11 protein-coding genes are annotated in these 17,919 nt (G+C 63.0%); 7 read left to right on the top strand and 4 right to left on the bottom strand.

Features of this window, described 5'->3' with window-relative positions; all coding sequences use genetic code 11:
• Positions 1-26 precede the first annotated feature (26 nt).
• A complete protein-coding gene (gene polA / locus NKI61_RS13555; protein WP_023700122.1) occupies positions 27-2,954 on the top strand; it encodes a DNA polymerase I in 2,928 nt (975 codons plus the stop codon).
• A 203-nt stretch (positions 2,955-3,157) separates the two neighbouring features.
• Here the strand turns inward: polA and NKI61_RS13550 are convergent, their stop codons facing one another.
• Positions 3,158-3,562: a Fur family transcriptional regulator gene (locus NKI61_RS13550; RefSeq protein WP_023669789.1), complete on the bottom strand. Its 405-nt coding sequence runs from the start codon at positions 3,560-3,562 to the stop codon at positions 3,158-3,160.
• 293 nt (positions 3,563-3,855) lie between these two features.
• Between NKI61_RS13550 and NKI61_RS13545 the strand changes: the two genes are divergently transcribed.
• The 5 genes from NKI61_RS13545 to amrB all read left to right on the top strand — a co-directional run bounded on the left by NKI61_RS13545 (position 3,856) and on the right by amrB (position 12,171).
• Entirely contained in the window at positions 3,856-6,075 is a 2,220-nt protein-coding gene (locus NKI61_RS13545; RefSeq protein WP_023704223.1) for a caspase family protein, read from the top strand.
• Between the two features lie 101 nt (positions 6,076-6,176).
• Positions 6,177-6,557: a hypothetical protein gene (locus NKI61_RS13540; protein WP_352839773.1), complete on the top strand. Its 381-nt coding sequence runs from the start codon at positions 6,177-6,179 to the stop codon at positions 6,555-6,557.
• Entirely contained in the window at positions 6,554-7,267 is a 714-nt protein-coding gene (locus NKI61_RS13535; protein ID WP_023804601.1) for a DUF4760 domain-containing protein, read from the top strand. Before NKI61_RS13540 ends, NKI61_RS13535 begins: the two co-directional genes overlap by 4 nt.
• A 12-nt stretch (positions 7,268-7,279) precedes the next feature.
• Positions 7,280-10,303 (top strand): hypothetical protein, encoded by a 3,024-nt coding sequence (locus NKI61_RS13530; RefSeq protein WP_352839772.1) that lies wholly within the window; start codon positions 7,280-7,282, stop codon positions 10,301-10,303.
• A gap of 149 nt (positions 10,304-10,452) precedes the next feature.
• The gene (gene amrB / locus NKI61_RS13525; RefSeq protein WP_352839771.1) at positions 10,453-12,171 is read left to right on the top strand and encodes an AmmeMemoRadiSam system protein B; all 1,719 of its coding nucleotides are present in this window, start codon (positions 10,453-10,455) and stop codon (positions 12,169-12,171) included.
• Positions 12,172-12,200: 29 nt separating this feature from the next.
• On the opposite strand, the gene NKI61_RS13520 is transcribed toward amrB, so the two are convergent.
• Both NKI61_RS13520 and NKI61_RS13515 read right to left on the bottom strand, forming a co-directional pair.
• Entirely contained in the window at positions 12,201-14,003 is a 1,803-nt protein-coding gene (locus NKI61_RS13520) for an MORN repeat-containing protein (protein WP_352839769.1), read from the bottom strand.
• Positions 14,004-14,190: 187 nt separating this feature from the next.
• Positions 14,191-15,270: a trypsin-like serine peptidase gene (locus NKI61_RS13515; RefSeq protein WP_023733608.1), complete on the bottom strand. Its 1,080-nt coding sequence runs from the start codon at positions 15,268-15,270 to the stop codon at positions 14,191-14,193.
• A 402-nt stretch (positions 15,271-15,672) separates the two neighbouring features.
• Here NKI61_RS13515 and NKI61_RS13510 point away from each other — a divergent pair, with 402 nt between their 5' ends.
• Positions 15,673-16,764: a S1 family serine peptidase gene (locus NKI61_RS13510; RefSeq protein WP_023714131.1), complete on the top strand. Its 1,092-nt coding sequence runs from the start codon at positions 15,673-15,675 to the stop codon at positions 16,762-16,764.
• 80 nt (positions 16,765-16,844) lie between these two features.
• Here NKI61_RS13510 and mgrA read toward each other — a convergent pair whose 3' ends face one another.
• Positions 16,845-17,891, bottom strand: coding sequence for an L-glyceraldehyde 3-phosphate reductase (mgrA, locus tag NKI61_RS13505; protein ID WP_023683033.1), 1,047 nt, complete (start codon positions 17,889-17,891; stop codon positions 16,845-16,847).
• Positions 17,892-17,919 lie beyond the last annotated feature (28 nt).

The raw sequence follows: 17,919 nt of genomic DNA, 5'->3' as shown, positions 1-17,919 counted from the left end.
CGTCCTGCCGCGCTATCCCTGCCGGCATGAAAAAAGGCGACCATCTCTTCCTTATCGACGGCTCCGGCTACATCTTTCGCGCCTATCATGCGCTGCCGCCGCTGACCCGCAAATCCGATGGGCTGCCGGTCGGCGCGGTCTCCGGCTTCTGCAACATGTTGTGGAAGCTGATGCAGGACGCCCGCAACACCGATGTAGGCATCGTGCCGACGCATTTAGCGGTCATTTTCGATTATTCGTCGAAAACCTTCCGCAATGATCTTTACCCGGAATACAAGGCCAACCGCAACGCACCGCCCGAAGACCTGATCCCGCAATTCGGTCTGATCCGCCAGGCAACCGTGGCCTTCAACCTGCCTTGCATCGAGATCGAAGGCTACGAGGCCGACGACCTCATCGCCACTTATGCCAGGCTGGCGTGCGAGGCCGGCGGCGACACCACTATCATCTCCTCTGACAAGGATCTGATGCAGCTGGTCGGACCCACGGTCGGCATGTACGACCCGATGAAGGACCGCCAGATCGGCATCCCCGAAGTCATCGAGAAATGGGGCGTGCCGCCGGAAAAGATGATAGACCTGCAGGCGCTGACCGGCGACTCCGTCGACAATGTGCCGGGCGTACCCGGCATCGGGCCGAAAACGGCGGCGCAGCTTCTGGAACAGTTCGGCGACCTTGACGGGCTGCTCGCCCGGGCCAGCGAGATCAAGCAGGACAAGAGGCGCGAATCCATCATCGCCAATGCCGACAAGGCGCGCATATCGCGCCAGCTGGTGACGCTGAAGAACGACGTGCCGGTGACCGACGGGCTCGACGATTTCGTGCTGCATGCGCCGGATGGGCCGAAGCTGATCGGCTTTCTCAAAACCATGGAATTCACCTCGCTGACCCGCCGTGTGGCCGAGGCGACCAGCACCGAAGCCGGCGATGTGCAGGCTGTCGCCGTCACCGTCGAGCGCGCCGACACCGCGCACGGCCCCGATGTCGGCTCCGGCACACCGGTGCCTGCGGCAACACAGGATGAAGCCAAATCCGAAACCGCAAGGGCCGGGGACGCGCCTTCGCTGCTTGCCGCACTTCGCCTGGAAACGGCCGCCGCGGCCAAAATCGATCCTGCCGCCTATGTCGCCATCCGCGACACGGCAACGCTCAAGACCTGGCTGGCCCAAGCCAAGGAGACCGGAACCGTCGCCTTCGACACCGAAACCACGTCTTCCGATCCGATGCTGGCCGACCTCATCGGTTTCTCCCTGGCGATCGGCCCCGGCCGCGCCGCCTATGTGCCGCTCGCCCACAAGAGCGGCGCTGGCGACCTGCTCGGCGGCGGCACGCTGGAGAACCAGATTCCGGTCCGCGAGGCGCTGGCGCTGCTGAAGCCGTTGCTGGAAGACAAATCGGTGCTCAAGATCGCCCAGGACGCCAAATACGACATCGTCGTCATGAGCCGCCACGGCATCGATATCGCACCCTTCGACGACACGATGTTGATTTCCTATGTGCTCGACGCCGGCACCGGCCACCACACTTTGTCCTCGCTTGCCGACAAATGGCTCGGCCATGCCACGACGCCGCTCAAGGATCTCGCCGGTTCCGGCAGAAGCTCGGTCGGGTTCGAGCAGGTCGACATCGACCGGGCGACCGCCTACGCCGCCGGCCATGCCGACGTAGCGCTGCGGCTATGGCAGGTGCTGAAGCCGCGACTTGCCGCCAAGGGCCTGGTTTCGGTCTATGAGCGGCTGGAACGGCCGCTGGTGCCGGTGCTGGCGCGGATGGAACAGCGCGGCATCTCGGTCGACCGCCAGATCCTGTCGCGGCTCTCCGGCGAGCTGGCGCAAGGCGCTGCACGGCTGGAGGAGGAGATCTACGGCCTTGTCGGCGAGCGCATCAACATCGGGTCGCCAAAGCAACTCGGCGACATCCTGTTCGGCCGCATGGGCCTGCCCGGCGGCTCCAAGACCAAGACCGGGCAATGGTCGACCTCCGCGCAGCTTCTGGAAGACCTCGCCGCCGAAGGCCACGAACTGCCGCGCAAGATCGTCGACTGGCGCCAGCTGACCAAGCTGAAATCGACCTACACCGACGCGCTGCCCGGCTTCATCCATCCCGACACCAGGCGCGTGCACACATCGTATGCGCTGGCCGCAACGACGACGGGCCGGCTGTCCTCCTCCGATCCCAATCTGCAGAACATCCCGGTGCGCACCGCGGAGGGACGCAAGATCAGGACGGCCTTCATCGCCGACAAGGGCCAGAAACTGGTCTCGGCCGACTACAGCCAGATCGAACTGCGCGTGCTTGCCCACGTCGCCGAGATCCCGCAGTTGAAGCAGGCCTTCGCCAATGGCGCCGACATCCACGCCATCACCGCCTCGGAAATGTTCAACGTGCCGGTCGAAGGCATGCCTTCCGAAGTGCGCCGCCGCGCCAAGGCGATCAATTTCGGCATCATCTACGGCATCTCGGCCTTTGGGCTGGCCAACCAGCTGTCGATCCCGCGCGAGGAGGCCGGCGCCTACATCAAGAAATACTTCGAGCGTTTCCCCGGCATCCGCGACTATATCGAGGCAACAAAAGCCTATGCCCGCGAGCATGGCTTCGTCGAAACCATCTTCGGCCGCCGCATCCACTATCCTGAGATCCGGTCGTCAAACCCGTCGATCCGTGCCTTCAACGAGCGCGCCTCGATCAACGCCAGGCTGCAAGGCACCGCTGCCGATATCATCCGCCGCGCCATGGTGCATATGGACGAGGCGCTGGAAAAGGCCGGCCTGTCCGCCCGCATGCTCTTGCAGGTGCATGACGAATTGATCTTCGAGACGGTTGAAGCGGAAGTCGAGGCGACGATCCCCGTGGTGCGCAGGGTGATGGAGAACGCGCCGATGCCGGCCATCTCGATGTCGGTGCCGCTGCATGTCGATGCCCGCGCAGCGAACAACTGGGACGAGGCGCATTAGCGCCGGATACGCCGCGATCCTTCACACCCCCCTCTGCCCTGCCGGGCATCTCCCCCGCAAGGGGGGAGATCAGCCGCCACTTCCGGTTTCGCCAATCTCCGACGTTGCTGCAATGGGCGCAGCGCTTGAACTGCCAATCTCCCCCCTTGCGGGGGAGATGTCCGGCAGGACAGAGGGGGTGCTGTCCCGCCAGCGTCGAAACGTTAGGCAGCCTCAGCCAGGCACTTGGCACACGTCCCTCGAAACTCGATCACCGCCTTCTTCGCAGCAAACCCGGTCGAGCGCACCCATTCGTCCAGCCGATGGTCGACGTCATGGTCGGACATCTCCATCACCTGCCCGCATGTGTCGCAGATAGCGAAGGCTGTCATCGAATGCGTATGGTCGTGCGGTTCGGCGCAGGCGACGAAGGAGTTGAGGCTTTCCAACCGGTGCACGAAGCCTGACTTCACCAGGCTGTCGAGCGCCCGGTAAACCTGTAGCGGCGCGCGGAAACCGCGCTCGCGCAGCTGGTCGAGAAGCGTATAGGCGCTGAGCGGTCCGCTGGCGGCCTCGAGCTTTTCGAGCACGCTCAGCTGATTCTTCGTCAGCACATCCCTTGCCGCCATGATCCCGTTTTCCGATCGTTTAGAGCATGATGCCGAAAAGTGTGGAGCGGTTCTCGGACGACATCGTTCCATCTGTTTGATCCAGCGCCGCTCGCAAATCATTTCTGCCATGCGACGGTCTCAATTCTCTTGAGATAGCGATGAAGCAGGCTTTTTGCCACTGTTTCCGTTATCGCCATCGACACCATGACCACCACCGCCGATTGACGGCACCGACCACATTCAAAATACTGACAAGATTCGCGACGAAAGGTGCCGCACTTGCAAATTCGATCGGGCTTGGGGAAGCAATTATGATCAAACTGACACGACGGACGCTGCTCGTCGGCACGTCGGCGCTTGTGGCTGCCGGTACGGTTTCGTTCCGCGCTCTCGCCGCCTCGCGCACCTATCACGCGCTGCTGGTTGCCTGCACCGACTATCCGAACCTGCCGCAGAAGAACTGGCTGATCGGGCCGAAGAACGATGCCGGCCTGGTGCGCGACTATCTCCTGAAGAACACGCCCGATCCGGTGAAGTTCTCGGCCGAGAATGTGATCCTGCTCGCCAAGGACGTCGAAGGCGCCAACGGCCCGCCGACGCATGCGGCGATCAAGGCCGCCCTTGCCGACCTCGCCGGCAAGGTGCAACGCGACGATTTCGTCTATCTGCATCTGTCGGGCCACGGCGCCCAGCAGCCGCAAGCCAAGGCCGGTGACGAGACCGACGGCCTCGACGAGATTTTCCTGCCGTCCGATATCGACAAATGGATCAACCGCGAAGAGGGCGTGCCGAACGCGCTGGTCGACAACGAGGTCGGCGCCGCACTCGACGCCATCCGCGACAAGGGCGCCTTTGTCTGGGTGGTGTTCGACTGCTGCCATTCGGGCACCGCGACGCGCGCCGCGGAAGTCGATGACGAACTGGAGCGCAAGGTCGAGTTCGCCGACCTCGTCGGCGGCGACAACGCGGCGAGAGCAGCGGCGGTGAAGGCCTATGACGACATCTCGGCAAGCGCATCGCGCGGTTTCGACGAGAATGGCGGCCGCAAGCCGGCCTTCAACCTGACGCCGACCGGCGCAGAGCCGATCGCCAGGGGCAAGCTGGTCGCCTTCTATGCCGCGCAGACGGTCGAGACGACGCCGGAAATGCCGCTGCCCAAGGGCACGCCCGACGCGCCGCGCTTCGGCCTGTTCACCTTCACCATCCTGTCGAAATTGGCCGAGAACCCCAACGTCACCTATCGCCAGCTCGGCCAGGCCGTGCTGCAGCAATATTCGGCCGACGGCCGCACAAGGCCGACGCCCCTGTTCGAGGGCGAACTGGACGCCCGCGTGTTCGGCACCGACAAGACCGACGCCGTCATGCAATGGCCGATTGCCGTCAAGGACGGCGATGTCGCGATCGGCGCCGGGCTGCTGCAGGGTCTGACCCCCGGCAGCAAGCTCGCCATTTTGCCTTCGGCGCTGTCGAAGCTCTCCGACGCCGTCGGCTATCTCGAAGTGAAATTGGCAAAAAACCTCGAAAGCCAGCTCGCACCGGTCGAATTCGACGGCAAGCCGGCGCTTGCGCCGACGGCGGTGCCCGCCGGCGCCTATGCGCGCGTTGCCGAACTCGCAGTCGACTACAAGCTGCTGGTGGCAAAGCCGGCGCCGACCGCAGGGCTCGATAAAGAAACCGAGCTGGTCAATTCGGTTCTGGACGAATTGGTGGCGAAGCCGAAGTCCGGCTTCCACATCGCGCTGGTCGAGCCCGGCAAGAGCGCCGATCTGCGGCTTGCGGTGCTGCGCGAAAAATCCATGGACGGCGCTGCCGCCAACGCCAGCGACGAACCGGCGCTGTGGTTCCTGCCGGCGTCCGGCGACATCAGCTTGAAGGACGGCAGCAAGCCGCCGCGCATCGTCATCCATCAGGATGGCCGCGACAAGCTTGCGGAAAACACAGCCAAGAACCTGACCACGATCTTCCGCGCCACCGGCCTGTCGCGGCTCGCCGCGGCGTCCGACTACCGGCCGGACGAGGTCAGCGTCCAGTTCCTGATCAAGCGCCAGGACAGCGATGTGCTGGAGCCGATCGAATCCTCGACGGTGCCGCGCGTTTCGCCGGGCGATCAGGTACACATTGCGGCCAAGAACGGGTCCGACGAGTTCGTCGACATCAACGTGCTCTACATCGGCAGCGACTATTCGATCACCCATATCGTCGCCGAGCGGCTGGCGCCGATCAACCAGCAGGCCGATCAGGGCCTGAAGGAAGGGCTGCTCGCCTTCACCGACACCAGCTTCGGCATGGAGCGCATGATTGCCGTGCTGACCGAGGCGCCGCCGCAGAGCGAGAAAGAGGATCTGAGCTTTCTTGCCCAGGAAGGCGTGCGCGCCGTGACGCGTGCCGCATCGGGAACGCCTGGTTTTTCCGACATGCTGGCCGACATCGGCATGGCGCCGGCGACGCGCTCGGTGATGCGGCTTGCCGACAAGAGCGGTCCCAAAGGCGCGGTGATGATCTTCCCGATGGAGACGGTGCCCCGCGCCTGACCTGACATCGCTTCGCCGGCTCTTGCCGGCGTGATATATGAACATTCCCGGCTCGCGACACTTCTATGCGCCGCGGCTGGATGCAACAGATGAGGACATCAGTGACTATCCCCGTGCTCTCCTGGCATGCAGCGACGGTCGGCCTTGCCGGTAGCCTGTTGCTGGTTGCCAGCGCCTCGGCGGACGAGAATTGCGGCCTGTGCGCCAAGCAGATCGTCACCAATTCCGAGCTCGCCACCTGCTTTCTCGACCAGTACGACCAGATCGCCAAGACCGGCAGCACGGCCGTTGTCGTCGATCTCTCCAGCTGCGCCTCGCGCGGCGTGGTCGAGCCCTTGCCGTCACCCAGCAAGGCGGCTGCCGAACCGGACGTGCAGTTCATGATTTCGCGCACGCAGCTCGATTGCCTGAAAAAGAAGCTGGAGACACCCGGCATCGTGCTCGACCCCACCGCCACCATCCAACTGGACAGCTGCGGATGAAAAAGCCGGGGGGCACTGCAACGCAGAAATCGCCGGCCACATCGGCGCCTCCGCCGGCCAAGAAGCCGGCGACCTTGCCCGAAACCACCGAAGGCTTTCCGTGGCCGAGCAGTCACGAGATCAAGAAGGAAGCCAACCCCTTCACCGACCGCGACTGGCGCATGCTGATCTACGCCTGGTCGGGTCTCGCCGTGCGCCTGGCGATCATCTTCACCCTGGCCTTCTCGGTCTTCCAGTTTCTCGCAAACCAGGAACAGAAGCGCGTCGAGCAGACGATGTCGCTGGTCGAGCTTTGGGAAAGCAAGGATTTTCAGCAGGCGCAGCGCGCGCTCAAGGAGCGCCTCTCGTCGCTCAACGCCAAATACGACAATCTGCTCAGCGCCACGCCGTCGCCGACCGAGGAACAGGTCTTCCGGCAACGCATTGGCATTGAGGCGATGACTGCCGGCGGCGGCACCATGCCGATCGCCGATTTCAACGACAATTTTGATCGCATCGTCTATTTCCTCAATCGTCTCTCCATCTGTGTTGAGGGCAAACTCTGTTCGCGCGATGTCGCCGATGCCTATTTCCGCGACTATGCGGTGTCGTTCTGGAGCTATTTTGCCGGCTACATCGAAAAAGAACGCAAGGCCGGTTCCGCCAATTATGCCCAGGCGATCGAGAATTATGTGGGTCACGGGTCGCCGCCGCCCGCCGACTCCAAATAGCGGCGCAACAAGGTGCCGGGCAGCTCCCATCCCTTGCGTGCTATCCGGTGGCTAATCCTGGTCGGTCTTCTGGCGTTAACGTCAACCGCCGGTGCCGAGGACCTCGATTTCCATCTCGATCTCAACACCGGCGGCCACAGCGCCAGGGTCACCGATCTTGCCTTCACGCCGGACGGCGAGGGACTGGTCTCGGCGTCCGATGACAAGGCCATCCGCATCTGGGACTGGCAGAGCGGGGTGACGCTCCGCACCATTCGCGGCTATCTTGGCAATGGCAATGACGGCAAGGTCTTTGCGATTGCCGTGTCGCCGGATGGCAAGACGATCGCCGCCGGCGGTTATTTCGGCGCCGGCATCGGCGACAAGCCCCCTTATGGCGATATCAGGCTGTTCGATTTCGCCACCGGCAAGATCAAAACCGTGCTCAAGGCCGCCGACTATGCCATCTATGATGTCGCCTTTTCACCCGACGGAAACACGCTCGCCGCCGGCGGTGGCGATGGTTTCGTCTACCTCTGGCGGGCGGACGACAAATCCGCGTCGGGCTGGACGCTGGCGGAAAAACTCGATGCCGATTCCTGGCGTGTGGAAAAGCTCGCCTTCGCCGCTGCGGGAACCCGGCTGGCAGCGACGACCACCGACAATGGCATCCGGCTCTGGGACGTCGCCAAGGCCGAGGAAATTCCTTTGCCCGCCGAGGCCGAGCCGCTGCGCGATGTCGGCGTCGCCGCACTCGCCGTGTCATTGGATGGCAGCCTGTTCGCCACCGGCAGCAAGGACGGCGACGTCCAGCTCTGGCAGGCCAGCACCGGCAAATTCGTCCGCGCCATGCCGAAGCAGGATTTCCAGATCGGCGCTCTGAGCTTCGCCACGGGTTCGCGGCTTGTGGCGTCATGCAGCTATCGCTGCGCCGACAAGCATCGCTCGGTGGTCTGGGATACCGACAGCGGCGAGCAACTGCTCGACTATAACGGCCATGACGGCACGGTCTTTGCTGGCGCCGGCAATGCCGACGGCTCGCTGGTGGCGACAGCCGGCGGCACCCGCAACGCCATCCAGGTCTGGAACCCCATGACCGGCGAGCGCAAGGCGCTGCTGCAAGGGGTCGGCGAACCGGTGACGGCGATCGGGATCGATGCGGCGAGCAGCTCCATCGGTTGGGGCAACACCAACCCCTGCCCTGAACGCGTGTCCTGTCCCGAGCTGCAGGGCACGCTGGACAAGGTGCTGGCGCTACCGACGGCCGAGCGGTTCTTCGAGGACCCGGAGGCGTTGGCGGAACAGGGCGCCTATGCCCGCGCGGCACTGACCGACGGTGAGTGGTCGCTTCGCGCCGTCCCCGGCGGCAAGGACGGCCTGGAGAATGCCGTGCTCGAAATCGCGAGCGGCGGAAAGGTGATGCACAGCATCGAGAATGCCGCCACCAATGGCTTCCTCCATTCGGCTTACACGCTGATCGGCAATGGGCTTGGCCTGATCACCGGCGGCAGCGACGGCACGCTGTTGGAATACAAAACCGCGACCGCCGAGGTATCGGGTGAATTCACCGGCCACACCGGCGAGATCAACGCCATGGTTGCCGTCGAGAAGGAAGGGCTGTTGGTCACCGGCAGCGCCGACCAGACCGTGCGGCTGTGGAATTTGAAGAGCCACAAACTGATCGTGTCGATGTTCTTCGCCGGCTCCGAATGGATCGCCTGGATGCCGCAGGGCTACTATTATTCCTCCGCCGATGGCGACAAGTTGATCGGCTGGCACGTCAATCAGGGCCGCGACCACGAAGGGCGTTTCATCAGCGCCGGCCAGCTGAAGAAATATCTCTGGAGCCCGGAAATGGTGCGCCGGGCCATCATCCTGCGCAGCGCCGAACAGGCGGTCCAGGAAATGCGCCCCGGCGTCGACCGCCAGCTGGAAAAGCTGCTCGAGCGCAAACCGCCGGAATTCGGCATCAAGCTTGCCGCCGACCAGAGCAACGTCCGCGAGGGCTATGTCGCCGTCGAGATTTCGGGCGCGCAGGAAGCCGGCGCCGATGTCGCCGGATTTTCGATCCTGTCGAACAGCCGCAATGTCGGCGATGTCACCGCACGGTCAATCGATGGTGGCAAGAGCACCATCGTCGAAGTGCCGGTCGAGAATGGCGAAAATACCATTCGCATCACCGGCACCAACGAGTTCGGCTATCTGACCGAGCGCAGTGTCACAGCACTTGGCAGGAAAACCGAAAAGCCCGCCAACAAGGGCAAGCTCTACGTCGCCGTGATCGGCGTCGACAAATATCCTTTCCTCACCGATGCATGCGCCGGCCACGCCTGCGATCTGCGCTATCCCGTCGATGACGCCACCGAATTCCTCAAGGTGATCTCGCAGAAATCCGCGCCCTTGTTTTCGGCGATGGAGACGCTGGTTCTGGTCAACCGCGAAGCGCTGGATGAGGCGCCCGATTCCGGCAAGGACGTGTTCAAGGTCGCCAGCGCCGACACCATCCTGGAACCGGATTCCGACACCATCGGCGACCAGCTCGCCGACTTCCTCGACAGACCCGGCGAGAACGACACCACCATCATTTTCGTCGCCGGTCACGGCATCAACATCGACGAAGACTATTATTTCATCCCCACGGACGGCCGCAAACAGGATGCCGACCGCTGGAAGCGCTCCTCGCTGGTCGACTGGGGCGACATCCAGAAATCGGTTGAGCGGGCCAAGGGCATGCGCTTCATGCTGCTCGACACCTGCCACGCCGCCAACGCCTTCAACCCGCGCCTGGAAAAAGACGCGCAGGACGCACGCATCGTCGTCTTCTCGGCCACCGCTGCCAACAACACCGCCGCCGAAATGCCCGAGCTCGGCCATGGCGTTTTCACCTATTCGATCCTCGAAGGCCTGCGCGGCCGGGCCAAGACCTCCGACGGCGGCGTGACGCTGTTCGGCCTCGCCGACTATATTTCGCGCGAAGTGCTGCGGCTGACCGCGTCCAAGCAGAAGCCGTTCTACTATGTCGGCGGCGTGGAGAACATTGTGCTGGCTGAGCCGTGAGAGGTCGGCACCCAGGCACCCACCTCTGGCCTGCCGGCCATCTCCCCCGCAAGAGGGGAGATCAGTCTCTTCATTGCTGGAGATCTATTTTCAAGGTTGATGATTGGCGAAAGTCGAGGCGACATCCAATCTCCCACCTTGCGGGGGAGATGTCCGGCAGGACAGCGGGGGGTGCCTGGGCACGGACCAGCATTCTGGTCTTTGCCACCGCCTTGCTTATCCTCTCAGTGCTTCAAGCGTCTGCCGCCCCCATCACCTGCCCGCCCGGCGACACAAACTTCCCGTCCTTCTACTCCGACCCCACACTCTTCACCGACGCCATCGCCGCCGTCGCCAGAATCGAGCCGTCCAACCAACGCCTCACCGGCATCACAGTCCCCCACCACCTGCTCGTCGCAGATCTCGTCGCACTCGGTTTCCACGCCGCGTCCGGCTTCCGCTACAAGCGCATCGTCATCCTGTCGCCGGACCATTTCCACGAGACGCAGAAACTCTTCGCCACGACGCCGCGCGGTTTTGAAACAGTGCTCGGTCCAGTCCAGGCCGACACGGAAGCCGTGCACCTTCTGGAAGCGAACAGCGACATGGTCGAAGACTCCTGCCTGTTCGCCAGGGAGCATGGCGTGCAGGCCATGCTGCCCTTCCTGCACCATTATTTTCCCGAGGCAACCATCGTGCCGGTGGCGATGTCGGTCAAAGCCAAGCGAGCCGACTGGGACCGGCTGGCGCAGGCGCTGAAAGCGATCGTCGACAAGGACACGCTGATCGTCGAATCCACCGATTTCTCGCATTATCTGCCGCAGCACGAAGCCAGGCGTTTCGACCAGCAGACGCTGAACATGCTCGCCGCCGGTTCGCTCGACGGCATCGCGGCGCTGCGCCAGCCGGATCACGCCGATTCGGTCGGTGCGCTCTATATCCAGACCAGGCTGCAGCGCGAACTGTCCGGTGCTGCGCCGCTGGTCGTCGCCAACGAGAACTCGCAGGCGCATTCAAGCGACTATGTCGAGCGCACCACCAGCTATGTCGTGGCGCTGTTCGGCGCCTTCGGCCCCGGCTTCAACAATCCTGCCCGTCCCGACGACAAGCTCTACTATTTCGCGGGCGACGTGAATTTCGGCCGCGCCATGAAGAAGATCCTGGTCCGCGACGGTGTTGCCGAGAAGATCGTCGAAAGCGTGCTGGCCCTGACCCGCTCGCGGCCGCTGATCGTCAATCTCGAAGGCGTGATCCTGCCCAACGTCCCTGAAGCGATCGACGACATGACGCTGGCCATGCCCGCAGACCTCGCCATCGACATGCTCAAGAAATTGCATGTCGCCGCTGTCAGCCTTGCCAACAATCACGCCTATGACCTCGGCCCGCCAGGCTATGCCGAGACGCTGGCCGCTCTGGACGCCGCCGGCATCACCCATTTCGGCCAGGGCGAGACGCTGGCGCTTGCCGATCTCGACCTGGTCGGGCTGACCGACATCGATACCAACGGCTCCAGGAACACCGACCTTTTGACGCCCGCTCTGCTCGACCGGCTGCTGCACGACAATGCGCAGCGGCCAGTGGTCGCCTTCGTCCATTGGGGCCGCGAGTACAAGACCGAGCCATCGCCGCGCGAGGAGATGCTTGCCGACCAGATGCGGCTGCGCGGTGTCACGGCAATCGTCGGCGGCCATCCGCATGTATCGAGCGAGGCGATCCTGCCGCTCGGCGGCGGCGATGTTGCGGAGATCTATTCGCTCGGCAATTTCCTGTTCGACCAGAAGGCCGAACGATCGTCCGGGTCGATGCTGGAACTCAGGGTGTTCAGCCAGGGCACGATCTTTGCCCGGCTGATCCCGCTGCCCAATTATTTCGAGATGGGCTCGAAATAACGCGATTCCCGAAAGGACGTGACAGGACCTCAACAGCCTTGCAGATCTTCCGGCAGATAGCAGACCGCCGGCTTGGTGCTGGTTTCAAACAGCGACTGCTTCGGCCTGAAATAGAAGAACGTGGCCGGCTTGCTCTCGCGTGTGCTGCCATCGGCGAAATGGGCGGCGATGCTGAAGCGATGGATCGACGACATTGACGACCACATTTTCAGCCGTGCCGTGTAGGCGCTGAGATTCTTGTTGCCGCGCACCGGCATGGGGATGCTGTAATCGGTCTTGCCGATCGGAAATTCGATGTTCTGGTAGCGCAGCGCTTCGGGCGACGCGCCGCCGCCATCGCCGCATTCGGCGAGCGATTCTGGGACCTCGATGCTGACCAGCGAGACGATGACGCGAAACGGCTCGCTCTGCTGGTAGACAGCGCCCTGATCGTCCGCCCAGGAATAATCGAGCTTGCCAATCCCGGTCACGCTCATTTTCTCGACGCTGCCGCTGATGTAATCGGCAACGTCGCCGAACTTGACCTTGTTGGCCACCTGGGCGCGGCAGACATCCAGGCTGTCCCTTGACGGGCAGGTGAAGCGCTCGGTCTCGAGCGTGGTTGTGTCGACGCCGGCTTCAATCAGCACGTTCTTGATCGAGACGTCGACGCCGTCGCCGAAAGTGCCGATGTCCTTCGTGAACGTGCGGCTCGGCTCGCCGGTCGCGTTGTCCTCCTCGTCGGTCCTGGTGAACTGGATCGACATCTTCATGTCTTTCACGTCGCCCCAGCCATTGTTGACGATCGAGAAGTCGGGGCGGAAGCCGACGCAGCCATAATGCTCGCTGATCGACAGCATCGGCTTGCGGTAGGCCTCGCTCGCGGCCACCTTCATTTCCAGGCTGTCGATCTTGACCCTCGACCGGTCGGTGGTCTTGAGGTCGACTTCGGCGAAGGCCGGCGCCGTCTCCCAGTCCATGCCTTCATAGACATTGCCGGTACGAATCTCTCCGGTGCCGTTCCAGGCATCGTTGTACTGGTCCGACACCGGATAGATCGCGATGTCTTCGTCGCCCACGAGATGCTGGTACTGCATGTCGGCCTGCTGCGTCATGCGCTGGTCGACGGCAATGCCGATCTCGACCTTGTCGGCGGAACCGCCGCCGGTCTGCGCCTTGAGCAACCCGCCCACTCTGGCATCGGCCAGCACATCGGGGCGCGCACCGCCGATCTCCTTGCCCATCGCCCATTGCGACCAGTAGACGGTGCCGCCGGCCAACCGGGTGCGTCCCTTGCCGTCCTTCAGCCCATCGGCAAAAGAGCCGACGAATATCTTGCCTGTCTTCGTCTCCAGCCTGCCCTCGCCATTCGGCACACCGGCCCTGAATTGCCCTTCATAGCGATTGCCGTCGGCATCGACATGGATCGCATGGCCGTCGAGCTGGCCGGCGACCCAACGGCCGTCGAGAATCTCGCCTGAACGCAGCTCCAGCCGGCCTTGTCCATCGGGGCGGCCATTCCTGATCTCGCCGAAATAGCTGGAATAGATCGTCTTGGGGTCGTAGCTCGCCGAGCCGCGTACGCGCCAGACCAGCCTGCCCTTGCCGTTGACGGTGCCGTCGGCTGCGACGGTGCGGTCCGGCGACACGCCGGCTGCCGGCTCCCAGGTGAAATCAAGACCCAATTCCGGGTGGGAATCCCAGACCCGTACATTCTTGCGCAGCACCGAACGTGTTTCGCTTTTATAGAGGATTTGCACCCGCTCGGCCCAGGCGCCATCGGGTGTGGCACCGCCTTGATCGGCCATAGCGGAAAAGCATGTCAGTGCGGCCAGCATGGATGCAGCCGCCATCGCTTTGACCCCGAAGAGCATTCTTGCCCGCGCCATCTTACCCAACCCCTTGGATCGCCTAGCGTAAGCACCGCTGCAACACAGTGCAAGGGAGGTGTTTCGATACAAAAAACCGGCGGCAGGAACGTCCCGCCGCCGGTTTGCTAATGCTGGTTCTCGCCGCTGTTTGCCGGCGAAAGATCGGGCCTTATTTGTACAGGCTGTTGATCCACGCCACGTTGGCAGCGTTCAGGCGCACCGCTGTGTTGGCGTTGGGGCTTTCGGCCACGTTCACGCCGGTGACGACGCGCTGCTTGGCGCCATTGTCATAGGCGTAGACCGAGCTGCCGCTCGACCCCGGATAGGTGTCGCAGTCGTACTGGAAATACTCCGCGCCGATGTTTTCGGCTTTCACTTCGCAGGTCGCCTTCCACATCGTACCCATCGGCTTGTCGCCGGGGTAGCCAACGATGTTGGCGGTGAAATCGCCGAGGTTCTCATAGTTGGCATAACCCAGCCAGCCGAGATTGGTGCCGACATCCTGCTTCAGCGTGATGATGCCGAGGTCCCACGGAATGACCGAGCCGTAGTAACCCTGATAATTGTCGATGAAGCCCTGCAGGATATAGACGCTTTCGTAGCTGAAAGCGCCAAACGGTGCATCGTCGGCGGTGTTGCCGTTGAGCGACGGCACGAAGATGACGTCGTCGAGCCAAGCCTTGTCTTCATTGCTGTAGAGGCAATGCGCGGCGGTGAGCACCGTGCGCGGACCGATCAGGGTTCCCGAGCAGCTGCCATAACCGCTCTTGGCTTTGCCTTCGATATAGCCGATCGCGGTGAACGGGTAGGTCTTGGTGTTCTTGATCTGCTCGCGATCGTCGGCCCCGAACACCTGGCGGCCGGCTTCGTCGCCGCCCGTCAATCCGGTCTTGTCGGCGTTCGGTGTGTTGGCGGGCGCGTTCAATTCCTTGATGACAAGGTCCTTCAGCGTCTCGCCTGCATCGATCTTGATGTCCTTGCCATCGGCGGAACGTCCGACGATGCCATAGGATTTGACCGCCGTGCCCTCGTCGGTCAGCGGCGCTGCCCGGCTGGCTTCATCTTCGGTCAGTTTCGGCGGAGCGATCGGCTTTGCACGGCCGGGCTGGTAGTCGCCCGTTCCGAGATCGCGCATGCTTTCGCCATTGCCGGCATTCGCTGAGCCGGGATCGGCGGCGAAGGCAGGCATCGTCCACAGTGCGGTGGATAGCAGTGCGGACGCAATGATAGTGCTTGTCAGTTTCGTCATGGTGAGACTCTCCCAAAAGTCAGCAAGGAGTGGAGCAAAATACAGAAATATTGTCGAGATCGTGGTGGAGTTAAAAAATTAGTTTGGTTACCCGCCCGTATCGGATCATCGGTCCGGGCGGCCTCGTTAAAGCCCTCCGCCAAACGCACCCGCGTCGATATACTGCCTAAAATAATCCAACATTGGCAATGACAAATCGCTTCCACGTAGCCCGTGGGGGGCTATAGGGTTTGGGTGGGCTCTGCCCGATGGGGCACGATTAGCAAAAGTGGTATTTCGGTTTTATGACCGCGCGGATGTCGTTCGTTCTGGCAGAAGGCGATCGAGGTACCGCTACCGCTTCTGTTGGTTATGCGTCATGGCGGCATGGCTCGGCAATTTTCATCTCAGGAGGGTTTCAAGGTGAACATTATCCATCGGTTCAGGCCGCTTGCCGCTGCATCGCTGCTCGGCATCGCGGCCGCTTTCCCCGCCGTCAACGCGCTCTATGCAGCCGACGACGCCGTCAGGCCGGAAGCGGCGGTCTCGCCGATGCAGCGCGTTGCCGAAGCCCGGGACAAGGCCAAGGCCGAGAACCCCGACGGCGCCGACCGCGTCTATGGCGGCAAGGAAGCCGACAAAGGGGCCTATCCGTTCCAGGTGGCGCTGCTGACCAGCGCCCGGCTGGATCCCAGCCCGGCCTCGCAGCCAAACGCGCAATTCTGCGGCGGCAGCCTGATCGCGCCGCAATGGGTGCTGACGGCGGCGCACTGCCTCAACGACAAGGGCCGACCGATTTCGCCCGATACGGTGACCGTGCTGACCGGCGCCACCGATCTTACCGAAGGCAAGCGCTACAAGGTGGTCGAGGTTATCGTCAACGAGGGCTACAGCGAACAGACGCTGGACAATGATCTCGGCCTGCTCCGGCTGGCGGAGCCCGCCGACGCGCCGGTCATCAAGATCACCAATGAGCCGACGCCAGACAGCGGCAAGACCACGGTCATCGGCTGGGGCAAGATGCAGGACGGCACCTTCCCGACCGCGCTGATGGTGGCCGATCTCGATCTCGAGCCGAGCGCTGCCTGCAACAGCGGCATCAAGTCGATCTATGCGCATGACCTGAAGGCGGCACTTGGCGATCTCTCCCACCGGATGCGTTATTCGGAAAAGGGCATCGATGCCGCCGCCAATGCGATCGCCGCCGATATGTCGGATCCGCTGACCAAGAACATGATCTGCGCCGGCACCGACAGCGGCGAACGCGACGCCTGCAACGGCGACAGCGGCGGTCCGCTGTTCATGACCGGCGCCAGCGGTCCCGTCCAGGTCGGCGTCGTCTCCTGGGGCGAAGGTCCGTCCGACGGCACCGCCGCTTGCGGCCACAAGAATGCCTATGGCATCTACACGCGATTGGCCAACTATACCGGTTGGATCGAAGCCAAGATGAAGACCCCGGCTCCGGCAGCCGCGGCGGCCCCCAAGGCCGGTCTCGGCACGGCCAAGAAGCCCTGAACGAGCCCGAAGCTTGATTAACGCAAAACGGCGGGATCTTTCCCGCCGTTTTGATTCATGTCCGGTGCCGGCTGTTCCGCTTACTTCCGTGGCGGTCCCTTGCGCTCGGCCGACGCCGCCCACAGATTGATGTCGGACTCGCGTGCGTAAGTGTCGATTTCGGCGAGCTCGGCATCGCTGAACTCGAGCACCTTGAGCGCGCCGACGCAGTCCTCGACCTGTTCGGGCCGGCTGGCGCCGATCAGCGCCGAGGTGACCCGGCCCTTGCGCAGCACCCAGGCTAGCGCCATCTGCGCCAGCGTCTGGCCACGCTTGCCGGCGATCGCGTTCAGCGCCTGGATATTGGCGATGGTCTTTTCGTTGATGAAGGCGGGCCGCAGCGACTTGCCTTGGCTGGCGCGGCTACCCTCGGGGATGCCGCCGAGATATTTGTCGGTCAGCATGCCTTGCGCCAGCGGCGAGAACACGATCGATCCGACACCGAGCCCTTCCAGCGTATCGAGCAGTCCGTCCTCTTCGACCCAGCGGTTGAGCATCGAATAGCTCGGCTGATGGATGATGCAGGGCGTACCGAGCTGCTTCAATATGTCGGCCGCCTCGCGCGTGCGCTGCGAATTGTAGGACGAGATGCCGGCATAGAGCGCCTTGCCGGAACGCACCGCATGGTCGAGCGCGCCCATCGTTTCCTCAAGCGGCGTATCCGGATCGAAGCGGTGCGAATAGAAGATGTCGACATAGTCGAGCCCCATCCGCTTCAGGCTCTGGTCGAGGCTCGCCAGCACATATTTGCGGCTGCCCCATTCGCCGTAAGGCCCTGCCCACATCTCATAGCCGGCCTTGGTCGAGATGATCAGCTCGTCGCGATAGCTGGCGAAGTCGGTGCGCAATATCTCGCCGAAGGCGATCTCGGCCGAGCCCGGCGGCGGACCGTAATTGTTGGCGAGATCGAAATGGGTGATGCCGAGATCGAAGGCCTTGCGCGCGATCGCCTGCTTGGTCTTGTGCGGCGTGTCGTTGCCGAAATTGTGCCACAGGCCGAGCGAGATCGCCGGCAGTTTCAGGCCGGATCGCCCACATCTGTTGTAGAGCATTTTCTCATAGCGGTGTTCAGCCGGCTGCCAGCGCATGGGTACAGATCCTGGATTGTATGGGTGT

This window comes from Mesorhizobium sp. M0514 (genome assembly GCF_040321145.1).
GTDB lineage: Bacteria > Pseudomonadota > Alphaproteobacteria > Rhizobiales > Rhizobiaceae > Mesorhizobium.
The sequence above is the reverse complement of the archived record's forward strand: the minus strand, read 5'-3'. Positions and strand labels throughout refer to the sequence as shown.

Bases quoted from the DNA above. Each gene is read 5' to 3' on its own strand.
- polA (WP_023700122.1), top strand. From the start codon at position 27: ATGAAAAAAGGCGACCATCTCTTCCTTATCGACGGCTCCGGCTACATC.
- NKI61_RS13550 (WP_023669789.1), bottom strand. From the start codon at position 3,562: ATGGCGGCAAGGGATGTGCTGACGAAGAATCAGCTGAGCGTGCTCGAA.
- NKI61_RS13520 (WP_352839769.1), bottom strand. From the start codon at position 14,003: ATGGCGGCTGCATCCATGCTGGCCGCACTGACATGCTTTTCCGCTATG.
- NKI61_RS13545 (WP_023704223.1), top strand. From the start codon at position 3,856: ATGATCAAACTGACACGACGGACGCTGCTCGTCGGCACGTCGGCGCTT.
- NKI61_RS13515 (WP_023733608.1), bottom strand. From the start codon at position 15,270: ATGACGAAACTGACAAGCACTATCATTGCGTCCGCACTGCTATCCACC.
- NKI61_RS13535 (WP_023804601.1), top strand. From the start codon at position 6,554: ATGAAAAAGCCGGGGGGCACTGCAACGCAGAAATCGCCGGCCACATCG.
- mgrA (WP_023683033.1), bottom strand. From the start codon at position 17,891: ATGCGCTGGCAGCCGGCTGAACACCGCTATGAGAAAATGCTCTACAAC.
- amrB (WP_352839771.1), top strand. From the start codon at position 10,453: ATGTCCGGCAGGACAGCGGGGGGTGCCTGGGCACGGACCAGCATTCTG.